The organism is Nocardia sp. NBC_01009 (assembly GCF_045208035.1).
Lineage (GTDB): Bacteria > Actinomycetota > Actinomycetes > Mycobacteriales > Mycobacteriaceae > Nocardia.
Window position 1 is genome coordinate 6,956,568 of sequence record NZ_CP108695.1, and the last position, 14,988, is coordinate 6,971,555.

The window sequence follows — 14,988 nt, forward strand, 5'->3', positions numbered from 1 at the left end:
TCGGGCCGCGCCTCATCGGGCGCGGCCGGACCGGAACGTTGCGGTGTGCGTCGGCCGTTCATCGGATCAGAAATCGGCGGGCACCTCGGCGACCGCATCGGCTGCGGTCACATCGGCGCCGATGCCAAGCTTTTCCTTGATCTTCTTCTCGATCTCGTCGCGGATATCGGTGTTCTCCAGCAGGAACTTGCGGGCATTCTCCTTGCCCTGACCCAGCTGGTCACCGTCGTAGGTGTACCAGGAGCCGGACTTACGAACGAAGCCGTGCTCGACACCCATGTCGATGAGCGAGCCTTCCTTGCTGATGCCGAAGCCGTACAAAATGTCGAACTCGGCCTGCTTGAACGGCGGCGACACCTTGTTCTTGACCACCTTGACGCGGGTGCGGTTGCCCACCGCGTCGCTGCCGTCCTTGAGTGTCTCGATGCGGCGCACATCCAGGCGCACCGAGGCGTAGAACTTCAGCGCCTTACCGCCCGTGGTGGTTTCGGGGGAACCGAACATCACGCCGATCTTCTCGCGCAGCTGGTTGATGAAGATGGCGGTGGTACCCGTGTTGCTCATCGCACCGGTCATCTTGCGCAGCGCCTGGCTCATCAGACGGGCCTGCAGACCGACGTGGCTGTCACCCATCTCGCCCTCGATCTCGGCGCGCGGCACCAGCGCGGCCACCGAGTCGATGACGATGATGTCCAGCGCGCCGGAGCGGACCAGCATGTCGGCGATTTCCAGGGCTTGCTCACCGGTGTCCGGCTGCGAGACGAGCAGGGCGTCGGTATCGACGCCGAGCTTGCGGGCGTACTCGGGATCGAGGGCGTGCTCGGCGTCGATGAAGGCCGCGACACCGCCCGCCGCCTGCGCGTTGGCCACCGCGTGCAACGCGACGGTCGTCTTACCCGAAGATTCCGGGCCGTAGATCTCCACGACACGACCGCGCGGCAACCCACCGATACCGAGGGCCACATCCAGCGCGATGGAACCGGTCGGGATCACCGAGATGGGCTGGCGGGCCTCCTCGCCGAGACGCATGACCGCGCCCTTGCCGAAGCTCTTCTCCACCTGAGCCAACGCCATCTCGAGCGCCTTGTCGCGGTCATACGCCTGTGGTGCCATGTCCTGATCCCCTTTTCGCCGGGTAAGTCTTCGTTCTTGGTTGGCGCCCACATTAGAGGGCGGCACCGACAAGTTCTGACGCCAACATTAGACGAACAGATGTTCGAGTCAAGCGACGCGCCCGGCAACACGCGAACCGGCTTTCCCGCCCCTGGCAACCGGCCGGTTAAGCGAGGTCGAGCCGTGACGGCTCTGCCGAACATCGACGTGATCCGATCACCGCACCAAGGAAATCCGATCACTGTCCAGCAGCGTCTGCGCCTGCTTGAAGACCCGCAGCGCGGGCGTGACCTCGACGTCGGTGATTCCGTCGAGGGGGCCGAGCCGCTGCGTGACATAGCGGTAGAGGTGTGCAGTATCGCTACACACGATCGAAACCATCAGATTAGTAGGCCCGGTAGTCGCGGCGACGAACACGGTTTCCGGGTGCGCCGCGATCGCGGCACCCGTCGCCTCGAGGTCTGCGGGCCGGGTGCGCAGCCACAGCCCTGCCCGCACGGCATATCCCATCCGCTCGATCGCGAAGTCGAGATCGAAATACAGCACCCTGGATTCGACGAGTTCGGCCATCCGGCGGGCCACTCGCGTGGCGGTCCAGCCGATTTCGGCGGCGATCTGCGCGTACGGCGCGCGGCCGTCGCGGCCGAGAATCATCAGCATCGCCTCGTCCTGCGCCGAGAAGTCGACCGGAGTCTCCGGCCCGACGTGGTCGGCAGTCGATCCTCGCGGACCGAGTCGGCGCAACTGGGCCCGGGTCAACAGGTGGCTGTAATGCGGCCAATCCTCCTCGAGCGGGAACCGGTGGATCACCTCGTGTGCGATCAGCCCGGTCACCTGACTGGCCTGGGGCAGTGTGTGCAGCAACAGTCTGTCGCGACGCTCGGCGGAGCGTGGCCGGCTCACACAGGTCACCTCTGACCCGGTGGACAGCAAGGTAACCCAGCTCAGATCGGGGAACCTGGCCAGCGATTCGGCCAGCCGCACCGCCTTGTCCGGTGTCGACCGGAGCCGGATCACCCAGCGGGCGTGCCCGAGCGGCACCGCGTTCACCTGGCCCGACACATGCAGGATGCCGCGTTGACGCAGCGACCGATAGCGGCGCGCGACGGTCTGTTCCGACACTCCGAGGATGACGCCCAGCTTGGCGAACGCGATTCTGGGGTCGGTCACCAGTGCGTACACGATCTGCTTGTCGAGCACATCCAGCAGGGAGGATTCCTGCGCTTCTTCGAGCTGCACCGGAGGAATCTATCGCAGAGAGCGGTATGGCTATGAGGATATGGCCGGTTGTCGCATGCTGGGTGTCGAAATCGTTCGCATTGCCCTTGGAGGCTTCCTGTGAAGAAATGGCTCCCCTTGTTCGCCGCGTGCCTCGGCACGCTGATGCTGCTCATCGACGTCACCATCGTCAATGTCGCACTCCCCGACATCGCCGCCGATCTCGGCACCGGCCTGTCCGGCTTGCAGTGGGTGGTCGACGGCTACGCGCTGGCACTGGCGGCACTGCTGCTGGTACTCGGCTCGCTGGCCGACCGAGTCGGCGCGAAACGGACGTACCTGGCCGGGCTCGCAGTGTTCGCCGTCGCGTCCCTCGCGTGCGGGATCGCGCAGTCCGCATCGAGTTTGATTGCGGCACGGGCACTTCAGGGCCTCGGCGGCGCGGCCATGTTCGCAACCACGCTGTCGCTGTTGCACGCGACCTACACCGGCCGCGATCGTGGTGTCGCCTTCGGTATCTGGGGCGCGGTCTCCGGTGCGGCGGCAGGCCTCGGCGTCGTACTCGGCGGCGCGCTGACCGACGCGTTCTCGTGGCGATGGATCTTCTTCGTCAATCTGCCGATCGCGGTGGTGGCAATCGCCTTGACCGCCCTCGTGTTTCCGCAGTCGATGCGGCGGGCCGATCGCGCGGTGGATCTGCTCGGCATGCTGACCTTCGCGACCGCTGCAACCGGAGCGACCTATGGTGTCATCCGAGGCGGTGAGCATGGTTGGACCGACGGTCCCGCGCTGTCGGCACTGATGCTCGGCGGCGCGGCCCTGCTGGCCTTCTGGCTCGTCGAATCCCGTAGCGCGGCACCGATGTTCCCGCTGGCGCTGCTGCGCAACCGCGATTTCGGCGGCACCCTCATCGGGGCGAGCGGACAGACCTTCGCAGCTTTCGCGGCAACACCGCTGATCTCGCTGTGGCTGCAGCAGCAGTTGCAGATGACCCCACTGCACGCGGGCCTGGCAATGTTGCCGATGGCCGCGACCGCGTTCGTGGTCGCGGGAGTGTTCGGGCGACTGCTGCACGACACGGCACCGAAGTGGACGATCGGGGTCGGGCTCGTCGTCGTCGGCATCGGCGCCGGACTGCTCACCCTGATCGACACCGGATCATCCTGGAGCGCACTGTTGCCCGGGTTCATAGTGATCGGTGCCGGGATCGGCGTCAACGCACCGGCATTGGTCGCCGTCGGCATGGCCGCGGTGCCGCCGCAGCAGGGCGGCACGGCCGCGGGCGCGGTCAATACGGCGCGGCAGCTTGGGCTCGCGCTCGGAGTCGCGGTGCTGGGCACCGTGTTCCGCGAGGTCGCCGACGCCGATCAGCGGATGACACCGGCACAGTTCGTCGATGGGCTCGACGCGGCCCTCCAGGTGGCAGCCGTCGTCGGCATCGCATTCGGACTGATCGCGTTCGCCCTGTTCCACCGGCAGCGCACGGTTGCCGAGGCAGAGCGGGGCGATCGCACGGCAGTCTTCGCACGGTAGCCTGCTGGTGCAGGAGGCGTGATCGGGAGCCCACAGCTCCCGATCACGCTTTTCCCGGTAATCATTCGATCGAGCGAGCATGGCAGCTACGGGGCGAGTGGCGCGATCCGCTCGACGGTCGTCCTCGGCACTATCGTCGCGTTCCGACCTGATCTCGTCAGCGTCGACAAACGCTGCTGCGCATCAGATTTCGATGCACCACGGTCTGGTGACTGTTACTGCTGCGGCTGGACCGAGTCGTCGCCTTCTTTCCGTGGGCCGAAAATGCGGCGATCGGATTCGGCGATGCGGACATCGTTGATACTCGCCTCGCGGCGCGACATCAGGCCTTCGGGGGTGAACTCCCACTGCTCGTTACCATAGCTGCGCCACCACTGGCCCGACTCGTCGTGCCATTCGTACTGGAAGCGGACCGCGATGCGGTTGCCTTCGAAGGCCCACAGGTCCTTGCGCAGCGCATAGCCGTTCTCGACGGACCACTTCCTGGTGAGGAACTCCACGATCGCCGCGCGGCCGGTGAAGAACTCGTCGCGATTGCGCCACACCGAGCCCTCGGTGTACGCGGCGGCGACGCGCTCCGGATCGCGTGTGTTCCAGGCATTTTCGGCGGCACGGACCTTGACCTCGGCGGATTCGCGATCGAAGGGTGGTAGTGGGGGTCGCATGACGACGCCTTCCTCGAGTGTTGACTGCCGTGGGTATCGCGATCTCCCCAGAAATGTTCAACCGCTATTCCTTGTTTGATCGGTTAGAACTTAACCGCAACAAGTGGCTCGAGTCAACCTGTAAAATTAATTTATCCGGTTAGAACGGCGGTGGTTGCCTTGGTAGAACATAAAGGCTCGTTACCCTCAGTCATGCTCGATCCACGCCCCCACCTCGGTGAACCGCTGGCACTCGACCTGTTGAACACGAGGTGGATCGAGAACGGGCCACAGGACCTGCTGACCGATGTCGCCGGTCTCGGCGTCTGGCTCGACTCGGCGGACCTTGCGCACCGTGTGTCCGCGGACGCACGGACGCTGGAAGCGGTGCTCGCCGCGCGCACTGCCATCTACGACGTCGTGAAGCACAGCACCGCCTCCGGGCTCAACGATGTGCTCGAACACGGCCGCGTCCGGCGCACCCTCACCAGCACCGGCCCCACCGACGTCGACGACGTGGCCGACCCGGCCTGGCTCCCCGCCTGGCTGGCCGCCGACAACCTGCTGCGCCTGCTCACCGAAGCCCCCGACCGCATCCGTCAGTGCGCCCACCCCGACTGCGTGCTGTTCTTCTACGACACCTCGAAAAACGGCACCCGGCGCTGGCATTCGATGGCAACCTGTGGCAACCGCGCCAAAGCCGCGCGCCACTACGCGAAGAAGGAGTGAGGTCAGAAGAGTTCGTCGAGCAGCCGGTAGTAGTCGAGGCGGCGCCGATCGGGCTCGGCCAGGCCGTAGGCGGTGAAGAACGCGCGCACCTCGTCGGCGCCGAAGTCCTCCCGCAGATCGCGTTCGGCCAGCGCAAGATCGCGATACCGATCCGCGACACCGAGGTCGCCAACATCGATCAGAATGCCGCCTTCGAGCACGTTGGACGGCGTGAAGTCGCCGTGAGCGACCACGAGATCCTGCTCGTCGGGGCGCTGCGCGTGGAGTCGGTCCAGTATCTGTTGGGGGAACAGATGCTCATGGTCTTCATCGAAATCCTCGGGATCGATCAGGCCCTCGAGCACTCGGCGAGCGGCCCGGGTCAACATCGAATCGAGTCGGCCGTCGAACGGGCAGCCGGCAATCGGGATGCTGTGCAGGCTCCGCAGCAGCGCACCCATGAGCGCCCCTACCGCCCCGCCCGCGTTCGAGCCGTCGGCCGACGGATATCCGCCGGGAACCTCCGACGCATCGCCCTCGACGGCATGGGCGCTGACTTCGGGGATACCGCTATCTCCCACCGCACCGATTTCGGCAGCAGCACGCTCGTTGGCCTCGGCACGCGAGGCGAGACTCGGCACGCCCGCGTCGGCGAGCACCAGCACATCACCGTCGAACACGGCCACATCCGGTAGTCGAATCCCATAGTCGCGCAACCAGTTCAGGCGCGCATGCTCGGCCACCGCCAGCGGACCGCGCTTGACCCAGTACATGCCGTTGACGAACGAGACCCCGCCGCTCAGCCCCTCGTGATCGTCCGACCAGACCGGTGTGGCACCGAGCACTGCGGCGACTGCGGGAGGTAGGGCAATGGGCAGCTCCTCCAGGGCGTCCAAGATCGCGCAAGTCGACTCGACCAGCTCGGAATCGGCCTCGGCGCTGCGCAGCGCCAACGCCTCGGCCAACAGTGTGCGCGCTTCGTCGAGCCTGTGCTGCTCGGCGAGCGCTGTACCGAGGTGTTGGAGCGCGAACGACAGCACCTCCGGCACGTCGGTTCGGGCCAGGTCCAGCGCCTGCCGGTAGAGGATTTCGGCGGTCACCGCATCGCCCTGATACCGATAGACGTCGCCGAGGTTGATCAGCACCGCGACCCGCCGTCGCTCGGTGTCGGCACATTCCAGTGCCCGGTCGAGATGGTCGAGTGCGTCCTCGTAGCGCCCGAGCAGCAGCAGGTCGATCCCGGTCTGCTGCCATTCGACATAGCCGGTAGGCCGGACCGCCGCCACCCGCGCGGCCAGGTGCTCACGATCGGTGTCAGCCATGTGCAACCGCCCGTCGAAGGGGTAGCCGGAGCCCGCGCCTGCGTCCCGGCCGAGCGCGGGACCGCGGACGGACTGCGTCTGCCCGCTCGGGTGGTCGGTCACCATCGGCCGCGTGGCACGTCGAAGTCTGCACAGAGCGCCCGCCACACATCCCGGGGATCGACCCCCGCGTCGATGGCGGCGGCACCGGTTCGACCGCCCAACGACGGGATCACATGATCGGTGAGCAGGGCATCACCACGGGCCACACCGAACTCGGTGTGCAACAGCTCCTGAAACTCAGTCAACCGCACCGGGTTCAAGATACTCGCGCCCTCCGACCCGATGCGCTCCGCCTGCGGTTCCCCAACCCGTGCGCTACTGGGCTCGCACCGCGTCCAACACCGCACGGCAGCGCGCGATCGGGTCGGCGACGGTGGCGGCATCCGCGGCTGCGGATCGGGCCGCCGCGGTGTAAGCAGGGGTGTTCAGCAGGTCGAGGACTGCCGAGCGAACGGCGTCGGCGGTCAGTGGGCGGACCAGGATCGAACTACCTTGGCGGGCGGCGCGATTGGCCAGTTCCCATTGATCGCCGCCACCGGGGATCGTCACGATCGGGACACCCGCGAGCAGGGATTTGGCCAGCAGGCCATGGCCGCCGCCGCCCACGACGGCGGCCGCGTGGGTGAGTAGTTCGTCTTGGCGACCCAGACCCGCGGTCGCCCACGACGGCAGATCGGTGGGCGGGGTGTCCAGCATGGAGATCGCCACCCGCACGCCCGCGCCGTCGAGCGCCTCCAGCACGGTCTCGACCATGCCTGCGACACCGGTGTGCGCGGTCGAGGGCGCGACCATGACCAGTGGTTCGTCGCCGGGCGGCGGTTCGAGGATCGCGCTGGTCGGCTCCCACAGCAGCGGGCCGATCACGTGGGTGTGTTCCGGCCAGTCCGGGCGCGGCACCTCGAGTGCGGGCAGGGTGGCGATGAGCCTGGCGGCCGGACCGGGATCGGTAGCGGGTAGCCCAACACCCTCGCGGGCCTGCTCGCGTTGGCGCTGACCGTTGCGAATGGCCCGCGCGGTCAGGGTGCGCAACACTCCGTCGCGCAACCGGCCGCGCACGCCCTCCCCTGGTGCGAGTCCACTCCCGATGGGCGGCAACGCTTTCGACGGCAGATACAGCGGATGCGGGGACAGTTCGACCCATGGCACCCCCAGGCGTTCGGCTGCCATGCCACCACCCGCGGTGAGCACATCCGACACCACCAACTCGGGCAGCATGGCGCTCAGATCCGGCAGGATCTCCGTCGAAATGTGCGCGGCCCGTTCATGAATCCGCTGCCCGGCGTCGGCGTCGTCGTCGGCGGCCCGCGGCGCAAGGCCCTTGAGGCGACGCATCGGAATGCCCGCTTCCCGCGCGACGTCGAACCACCGTGGCCCGGTGAACAACACGGGCTCGTCACCGGCCGCCAGGAATCGCTCGCACAGCGCCAACGCCGGAAACGCATGACCTGGATCCGGCCCCGCTACTACGGCAACACGCATTCGCCCAGCCTGCCACACGCTCTCTCGCGCCGAGCCGGCCCGTCGGGCCCGATGTTCACGCAGTGGTCGATCGCTGGACGCCGCACCAGGCGCCAGCGCCTGCGATGATGGTCTAGACCATTGAGGCCGTATTGGAGGATGCAGGTGCCCGTCTCCACCGTCGACGAATTGATGAGCTTGCTGACCGGCTGTGATGACGTCTGGGACACGCCGGACCGCAGCGGCGACCCGGTCGACATTCTCGATCACGATCTGCAATGCGCGGAACTACTACGCAGCGCCTATCCGGCCGATGAGGAACTACAACTGGCGGGCCTGCTGCACGACATCGGCCACCTGCTCGTTCCCGGCGACGATGCAGGACACGGCAGGCACGGCGCACAAGCCGTGCGCCCGCTGCTCGGCAACCGGGTCGCCCGGCTGGTGGAACTCCACGTTGTCGCCAAGCGATATCTGGCCGCGACCGACGCCGCGCACGCCGACGGATTGTCACCGTCCAGCCAGCGCACACTGGTCGCCCAGGGCGGCCCCATGGACGAGAGGGAAATCGCGGAGTTCCAGGCGGACCCGGATTTCACTGCCGCGATCGCCCTGCGCCGCGCCGATGACGCAGGCAAGGTTGTCGGGTTGGAAGTGGCGCGCTTGGAGTCGTGGCGCGCGGTCATCGAACGAGTCGCCGCCGCAAGCTGACGACCGAATGGCAGGCTGCGGCTGACTCGGACAGCCACGGCGGGGCGGCCGGGCTCGACACTGTCGCACCAAGAATCGCCGGCGCAAGCCGGATCGAACGTCAGCCGCGGAAGTAATAGAGCTCGAAGCCGACAGCGTGAGCGGCCGGGAAGCCTTCCTTCGGGCCGGTCGCCATCTCGATGACGGCGCGAACCTGGTCCGCGACCGGTTCGGGGCTGAGGATCTCCAGGTAGCGGCGATGCTCGGCGAGCGAGGCCGCGGCCTGGTCGAGGGTGTCGGTGACGTCGACGGCATGGGTGGCGGTCGGCCCGACTACCGCCGCCCACCGTGGTGACCACGGCGCGAGGTCGGAAAGGTCCGAAAAGATCCACTCGTTGCCTGCGTCGGAAATTGCGTCCAGGCCCGCGCGGCCGACCGCTCGGTGGTCGGCGCTGTTGGCATAGCCGGGAGCCCAGGCGTCCCCGAAGTTGAACAACACCACCAACTCCGGCCGATGACGCCGGATCGCAGCCGCCAGGTCCCTGCGCAAGGCCAGATTTTCCTCCACCCGACCATCGGGGTGACCGAGGAACTCGACCTCGTGCACTCCGACAACCTTGGCCGAGGCGATCTCTTCGGCCTCGCGCAGTGGACCGGCTTCGACAGGCGGGATACCGGCCATCCCGGCTTCACCCGAGGTCACCAGGACGTACCTGATGTCCTTCCCCTGCCCGGTCCAGCGCGCCACGGCCGCGGCCGCTCCGTATTCGATGTCATCGGGGTGGGCGACGATCACCAGCCCGCGCTGCCAGTCCTCCGGAACCTGTTCCACAGCACACATTCAAGCACTCGAATTGCCGAACCGGCCGCACCGCTCCGAGTTTCCGGCGCACCGGCCTGCGCCGCGCTGCATCCACTCGCGACCACTCCTGCGCCGACCCCGCGGCGGCACAGCGGCCCGAACTACAGCTTGGTGACGGACTTATCCGAGCCCGATACCGCCTTGTACAGCAGATACAAGCCGAACACCACCGCGCTGATCACCAGGATCGGAAACAGTCCCTTGATGAGTGCGCCGATAATCGCCAGCGCGATCCAGACGACCGCGACGACACCGATGATCTTCCACAACATTGCCAGCCTCCAACAAGTCTGATGCGCATCGCCGTTCCGACGACCCGACTCCTCAATCCTGGCAGCCCGATGCCAATAAATCACCAGGTCAGCACTGATGTCCGGGTGAAGATCAGGGTTCACCCTGACCCTCGACTCACCGTCTGTGCCTTCGGATCTAGGGGTCGATCACCACGAAGACCGAGGCCGAAACCGCTGGTCGCAGGCAGTCGAGCGGCGCTACAGTCCCTGCGGCGGCAGTTGAGCGCCGACCTGGTGGTCGGCGACCTCGGTGAGCGCCTGCGCCCAGCCGTCGAGACGGTCGGCGGCATGACGCAGATCGGAAACGATCACGTCGAAATCGTGCCGCAGCACCACGGTCTCCGGCACCGCGAGAATGCGCCCGGCGGCGGCGACCACCTGCTCGTATTCCGCGACGCCCGCATCGAGGCGACCGAGCGCAAACTGCACATTGCCCGAAAGTGCATCTGCCGCATCGGAATTCGTTCCGCCCATCGTGTTGATGGCGCGCTCCATCGCGGTCACATCGGCGGCGAGCGCATGCAGGGCGGCCGCACCCGATCCCGCGGTCTCCAGCATGTCGACCAGTTCATCGTCGGGCAGCCGCTTCGAGCGCGCGATCTGCCCGACCAATCCGTGCATGGCTCGCTCTGCACGAATCAACCTGGTGATCGGTGCCCGCGTGGCCGACCACAACGGCGGCTGCTTGGGCGCAACGAATGTCGCCTGTGGCAGCGGCGCATTGCGCAGTCGCAGATAGCGACGGGCACTCAGCGCGGTCCCGGTCACCAGGGCGAGGGCTCCCCCGCCGACGACAACGACCGCCCAGGCCGGCGCAGCGATGATGACGAGCCCGACCGTGCCCGCGGTGGTGAGGCCGGACACCGTACCGAGCTGGAAGCTGCGACGGCGGGCCCTGCGCCGCTTACGCAGCTCCCGTTCCCTCGGATCCGCCCAGCGGCGGACCGCGACCAACGCGTGCTGGCCGACCTCGCGCAGATTGTCGGGAAGACTTCCCGGCTGCGGCACGATCGCGGATTGTGCGCGCACCACAGCGCGACGTCCCGACCGCACGACACCCGCTTCCGCCCGGACCGACTGTTCCCGGATTCGCTTGCGGCTCACGGCTTCCCTCTCACCGGTGGTTCGGGCCGATCGACACAAGGCCCGAGCGGCACCCAAGTGTTGCGCTTCGCCGAGAGCGCGTGCACCGAACAAGCCTTCACCGAACCAGTCCTCGCCGAACCTCCGGCAGCGTAGTTCCAGCGACCGGCAGCAGTCGCCGGTAGCTACTGCTGCGCGGTCTGGCCCTTGTTCATCTGCGGCTGCGCCGGATTGGCCTGGGTCTGTGCCGGGGTGATGGCGGGCGCGCCTGCGCCACCCGTGGGCAGTGCATCGCCACGCATGGATGCGCGGATCTGCTCGAGCTTGCTGTGTCCTGCCATCTGAATGCTGGCCTGCTGCACCTCGAGCATCCGGCCCTGCACCGAGTTCTGCGCGAGCTCCGCGGAACCGAGCGCGTTGGCGTAGCGGCGCTCGATCTTGTCACGCACCGCGTCCAGGCTGGGGGTGGAGCCCGGCGCGGATAGCGTGGAGTCCATCTGCTGCAGCGAGGCTGAGACCTGCTCCTGCATCTTGGCCTGCTCGAGCTGGCTGAGCAGCTTGGTGCGCTCGGCGACCTTCTGCTGCAACATCATCGCGTTCTGCTCGACGGCCTTCTTGGCCTGCGCGGCCGCCTGCAGGGACTGGTCGTGCAGCACCTTGAGGTCCTCGACGGACTGCTCTGCGGTGACCAGCTGCGCGGCGAAGGCCTCGGCCGCGTTGGTGTACTGGATCGCCTTCTCGGTGTCGTTGGCGGCCGCGGCCTGGTCGGCGAGCAGGACAGCCTGGCGCGCATTGGCGTTGAGCTTCTCGACCTCGTCGAGCTGGCGGTTGAGCTTCATCTCCAGCTGACGCTGATTGCCGATGACCGACGCGGCCTGCTGTGACAGGGCCTGATGCTGGCGCTGGGCTTCCTCGATGGCCTGCTGAATCTGAACCTTCGGATCCGCATGCTCCTCGATCTTCGAATCGAAGAGGGCCATCAGGTATTTCCAGCCCTTCACGAACGGATTAGCCATCGATTGATCCCGCCTCCATCTGATGCGCCGCGCTTTACCGCGACTCTAGTGCGCGACCGTCACGCACCCGATATGTGCCTATCCTCCACCATGTGGGCACCTGACCGGGAGAACCCGGCCTTTCCGACGCCTAGGGAGAATCTATCCGTTCCCGGCACCGGTCCGCAGCGTTGCCCGGGGCTGCCACCACTCGTTCTGCGTCAATTGCTCTTCACCAGGACCAGCATGTCGGATTTCGGCGCCGGAATGACAATCCGGGTGTCCTCCGCGATGTGCGGCGGGCGGACCTTCGTTGCGGCACCGGCCACCGACATCGTGGCCGTCGCAGGCTCCAACGCGGTCTCGGCGGGCTCGGCGGCGACCGTCTGCTCCGCTGCGGCCGCGGGGGTGTCGGCGGGCTCGCGGGCGGGAAGTCCGTCGGACCCTGCCATGATCGTGCTCACATCCCAGAGCACCCGCGACAGTGGCACATCCAGGGCGGCGCAGATGGCGGCAAGCAGTTCGCTGGATGCCTCCTTGCGGCCGCGCTCGACCTCGGACAGGTAGCCCAGGCTCACCCGCGCCGAGGTGGACACCTCACGCAAGGTCCGACTCTGGGCGAGACGAGCACGCCGCAGACTGTCGCCGATCGCCTCTCGCAGCAGCGTCATCTCGTTCTCCTTCGCTCACTGACAGCGGGCCACGCGCGGCGCCTACGAGCACTGCGCATGCCGTTCTTTCTGGCACAACGTCGGACACGGTCCGGTTGGTTCCCGCGGAGCGAACTTCGATTCGCCTCGCGCTCACTATGCCGAAACCGAGGTTTCTCCGGCCGTCACGTATCGCAGTAACTCCCGGATGGCCGTGTGCGTTGCGCCAATCCTGATATTCCACCGGTCACCGAGGAGTTTCAACCGGACGACCTCGGTATGCACTGGACCAGCCAGTCCGAGGAAGACAGTGCCGACGGGATGCCCGTCCTGAGAGTCCGGTCCTGCGACACCGGTCAGCCCGACTCCCCAGTCCGCGCCACATCGGATCCGAGCGCCGACAGCCATCTGCTCGGCGGTGCTCGCGGCCACCGGACCCTCCGTTGCCAGTACTTCGTCGCTGACGCCCGCGAGACTGTGTTTGAGATCAGTGGCGTACACAACCAATCCGCCGCGCAGCACCATGCTTGCGCCGGGCACGCCGGCGATAGTCGCCGCTAGCAGGCCAGCCGTCAGGGATTCCGCCGTAGCTACGGTCTGTCCGGCCGCGCCGAGTGCGTGCACCAGGTCGGCGGCGGGCACGTCGGCGATCAGCGGATCCGTCATGCCCCGCGAGTCCGTCCCGGTGTGCCCGCGAACCACACCCTGGCGGCCTGCCCGACGTAGTCGAGGCCGGTGATGACCGTCAGTGCGACCGCCACGTACATCAAAGCCATCCCCGCGGTGGCGAATCCGCCTGCCAACGGCAACAGCAGCACCGCGATCGCGATGGATTGCATGAGGGTCTTGAGTTTGCCGCCGCGACCTGCCGGAATCACGCCGCGGCGCACCACAGCCAACCGCAACAGGGTGACCCCGATCTCACGGCCGCAGATCACTAGGGTGATCCACCACGCCAGATCGCCGAGAACGGAAAGGCCGATCACTGCGGACCCGATGAGCGCCTTGTCCGCGATCGGGTCGGCGAGCTTGCCGAAATCGGTGACCAACCCATATTTGCGGGCCAATTGCCCATCGAAGCGATCGGTGATCGCGGCAAGGCCGAACAGCGCCGCCGCCGCGATCCGCCAACCGGTCTGATGCCCGCCGGCCGCGAACAGCGCGAGCACGAAAAGTGGCACCAGTGCGATCCGCATCATGGTGAGCACATTCGCGATATTCATCAGCGGAACGGCAGGCTCGGCCTGCGTCGGCACGAACCCGGAATGGATCGGAGCAGGCTCGGTCCACTGGCGGTCGATCTCGTCGGGCTGCACGCTCATGCCTCCGCCTCGGTGGGCGGCCTCATGGCCGCCTCTCCGTCCGGTCGCGCTGCTCGGCGCGATGCGGTGAGCGGAGCGATCGGATGTGCGGCACACCTTCAGACTATCGGTAACCCGGCCGACTACTGTGCACCCCATGACCTCTCGGGGACCAGTAGGTGGTTCGACCAGCGATGCGCATTCCGGCGTGGCACCCGACGCGCGCGACTCTGCCCTGCTCGTGCGCCGCGCCCGAACTTCCGATGTGCCCGAGATCAAGCGCCTCGTCGATGTCTATGCCGGTCGGATTCTGCTGGAAAAGAACCTGGTCACCCTGTACGAGGCGGTCCAGGAATTCTGGGTTGCCGAGCTCGACGGCCGGGTGGTCGGCTGCGGCGCGTTGCACGTGCTGTGGGCAGACCTCGGCGAGGTGCGCACGGTCGCCGTGCACCCCGATGTCAAGGGGCACGGGGTCGGCAAGCTCATCGTGCACCGCCTCGTCGCGGTGGCCAGGGAGCTGGAGCTCGGGCGACTGTTCGTGCTCACCTTCGAGGTGGACTTCTTCGCAGGTCACGGCTTCGTCGAAATCGAGGGCACCCCGGTGACCGCCGAGGTGTATGCCGAGATGTGCCGCTCTTACGACACCGGTGTGGCCGAGTTCCTCGATCTCAGCTATGTGAAACCCAACACTCTGGGCAATACCCGAATGCTGCTGAACCTCTGACAGGAAGCGATCCTCGTGCCGATCTTCGCCGTTCATTACACCTATTCCGAGGCCACCGTCCCTGGCCGCGACACCTATCGCCCCGAGCATCGGGCCTGGTTGTCCGGTCTGGTCGAGGCGGGCACCCTGCTCAGCAGCGGGCCGTACCCGGACGGCTCGGGCGCCTTGCTGCTGTTCCGCGCCGAGGACCAGACCGCGCTCGCGGATCTGCTGGCCGATGATCCATTCGCGCGGGAGAAACTGATCGACGCGGTCCGCGCCGTCGAATGGATGCCGGTGATGGGCGCATTCGCCGTCTGATCGGATCCCGCGGCAAGCCCGGCTCCGCCGGCCGCGACCGTTGGCGTCAGCT

Annotated in this window: 18 protein-coding genes; 5 read left to right on the plus strand and 13 right to left on the minus strand. The window is 67.0% G+C overall.

Annotated features, from left to right (window positions below; translation table 11 throughout):
- Positions 1-66: 66 nt before the first annotated feature.
- Positions 67-1,113: a recombinase RecA gene (recA, locus tag OHA42_RS31305; protein ID WP_328403677.1), complete on the minus strand. Its 1,047-nt coding sequence runs from the start codon at positions 1,111-1,113 to the stop codon at positions 67-69.
- 216 nt (positions 1,114-1,329) lie between these two features.
- Complete coding sequence (locus OHA42_RS31310) at positions 1,330-2,352, minus strand: Lrp/AsnC family transcriptional regulator (protein ID WP_406231332.1); 1,023 nt, start codon at positions 2,350-2,352, stop codon at positions 1,330-1,332.
- Between the two features lie 99 nt (positions 2,353-2,451).
- On the opposite strand from OHA42_RS31310, the gene OHA42_RS31315 reads away from it, so the two are divergent.
- Complete coding sequence (locus OHA42_RS31315) at positions 2,452-3,864, plus strand: MFS transporter (RefSeq protein ID WP_406231333.1); 1,413 nt, start codon at positions 2,452-2,454, stop codon at positions 3,862-3,864.
- 215 nt (positions 3,865-4,079) lie between these two features.
- On the opposite strand, the gene OHA42_RS31320 is transcribed toward OHA42_RS31315, so the two are convergent.
- Positions 4,080-4,529 (minus strand): nuclear transport factor 2 family protein, encoded by a 450-nt coding sequence (locus tag OHA42_RS31320; protein ID WP_406231334.1) that lies wholly within the window; start codon positions 4,527-4,529, stop codon positions 4,080-4,082.
- Positions 4,530-4,721: 192 nt separating this feature from the next.
- On the opposite strand from OHA42_RS31320, the gene OHA42_RS31325 reads away from it, so the two are divergent.
- Complete coding sequence (locus OHA42_RS31325) at positions 4,722-5,237, plus strand: CGNR zinc finger domain-containing protein (RefSeq protein WP_406231335.1); 516 nt, start codon at positions 4,722-4,724, stop codon at positions 5,235-5,237.
- Between the two features lie 2 nt (positions 5,238-5,239).
- Here OHA42_RS31325 and OHA42_RS31330 read toward each other — a convergent pair whose 3' ends face one another.
- From OHA42_RS31330 to OHA42_RS31340, 3 genes are all read right to left on the minus strand, one after another.
- Positions 5,240-6,643 carry a phosphotransferase gene (locus OHA42_RS31330; RefSeq protein WP_406231336.1) on the minus strand — a complete coding sequence of 468 codons (1,404 nt, stop codon included), beginning with the start codon at positions 6,641-6,643 and terminating at the stop codon, positions 5,240-5,242.
- Positions 6,637-6,831 carry a DUF3046 domain-containing protein gene (locus tag OHA42_RS31335; protein ID WP_366529827.1) on the minus strand — a complete coding sequence of 65 codons (195 nt, stop codon included), beginning with the start codon at positions 6,829-6,831 and terminating at the stop codon, positions 6,637-6,639. The genes OHA42_RS31330 and OHA42_RS31335 overlap by 7 nt, the downstream gene beginning before the upstream one ends.
- Positions 6,832-6,895: 64 nt before the next feature.
- The gene (locus OHA42_RS31340; RefSeq protein ID WP_406231337.1) at positions 6,896-8,059 is read right to left on the minus strand and encodes a glycosyltransferase; all 1,164 of its coding nucleotides are present in this window, start codon (positions 8,057-8,059) and stop codon (positions 6,896-6,898) included.
- Between the two features lie 144 nt (positions 8,060-8,203).
- On the opposite strand from OHA42_RS31340, the gene OHA42_RS31345 reads away from it, so the two are divergent.
- A complete protein-coding gene (locus OHA42_RS31345) occupies positions 8,204-8,749 on the plus strand; it encodes an HD domain-containing protein (RefSeq protein ID WP_406231338.1) in 546 nt (181 codons plus the stop codon).
- A gap of 100 nt (positions 8,750-8,849) precedes the next feature.
- Here OHA42_RS31345 and OHA42_RS31350 read toward each other — a convergent pair whose 3' ends face one another.
- From OHA42_RS31350 to pgsA, 7 genes are all read right to left on the minus strand, one after another.
- The gene (locus OHA42_RS31350; RefSeq protein WP_406231339.1) at positions 8,850-9,560 is read right to left on the minus strand and encodes a PIG-L deacetylase family protein; all 711 of its coding nucleotides are present in this window, start codon (positions 9,558-9,560) and stop codon (positions 8,850-8,852) included.
- A gap of 131 nt (positions 9,561-9,691) precedes the next feature.
- Positions 9,692-9,862, minus strand: coding sequence for a hypothetical protein (locus OHA42_RS31355; RefSeq protein ID WP_328403695.1), 171 nt, complete (start codon positions 9,860-9,862; stop codon positions 9,692-9,694).
- A 219-nt stretch (positions 9,863-10,081) separates the two neighbouring features.
- Positions 10,082-10,987, minus strand: coding sequence for a hypothetical protein (locus tag OHA42_RS31360; RefSeq protein ID WP_406231340.1), 906 nt, complete (start codon positions 10,985-10,987; stop codon positions 10,082-10,084).
- Between the two features lie 164 nt (positions 10,988-11,151).
- Positions 11,152-11,982, minus strand: coding sequence for a PspA/IM30 family protein (locus OHA42_RS31365; RefSeq protein ID WP_406231341.1), 831 nt, complete (start codon positions 11,980-11,982; stop codon positions 11,152-11,154).
- Between the two features lie 200 nt (positions 11,983-12,182).
- Positions 12,183-12,632 (minus strand): helix-turn-helix domain-containing protein, encoded by a 450-nt coding sequence (locus tag OHA42_RS31370; protein WP_406231342.1) that lies wholly within the window; start codon positions 12,630-12,632, stop codon positions 12,183-12,185.
- A gap of 135 nt (positions 12,633-12,767) precedes the next feature.
- Positions 12,768-13,277, minus strand: a complete 510-nt coding sequence (locus OHA42_RS31375) for a CinA family protein (protein WP_406231343.1) — start codon at positions 13,275-13,277, stop codon at positions 12,768-12,770.
- Positions 13,274-13,933, minus strand: a complete 660-nt coding sequence (pgsA, locus tag OHA42_RS31380; RefSeq protein ID WP_406231344.1) for a CDP-diacylglycerol--glycerol-3-phosphate 3-phosphatidyltransferase — start codon at positions 13,931-13,933, stop codon at positions 13,274-13,276. Before pgsA ends, OHA42_RS31375 begins: the two co-directional genes overlap by 4 nt.
- 136 nt (positions 13,934-14,069) lie before the next feature.
- Here pgsA and OHA42_RS31385 point away from each other — a divergent pair, with 136 nt between their 5' ends.
- Together OHA42_RS31385 and OHA42_RS31390 are read left to right on the plus strand one after the other, a co-directional pair.
- Complete coding sequence (locus OHA42_RS31385) at positions 14,070-14,636, plus strand: amino-acid N-acetyltransferase (protein WP_406231345.1); 567 nt, start codon at positions 14,070-14,072, stop codon at positions 14,634-14,636.
- 15 nt (positions 14,637-14,651) lie between these two features.
- Positions 14,652-14,936, plus strand: coding sequence for a YciI family protein (locus OHA42_RS31390; RefSeq protein WP_406231346.1), 285 nt, complete (start codon positions 14,652-14,654; stop codon positions 14,934-14,936).
- Positions 14,937-14,988 lie beyond the last annotated feature (52 nt).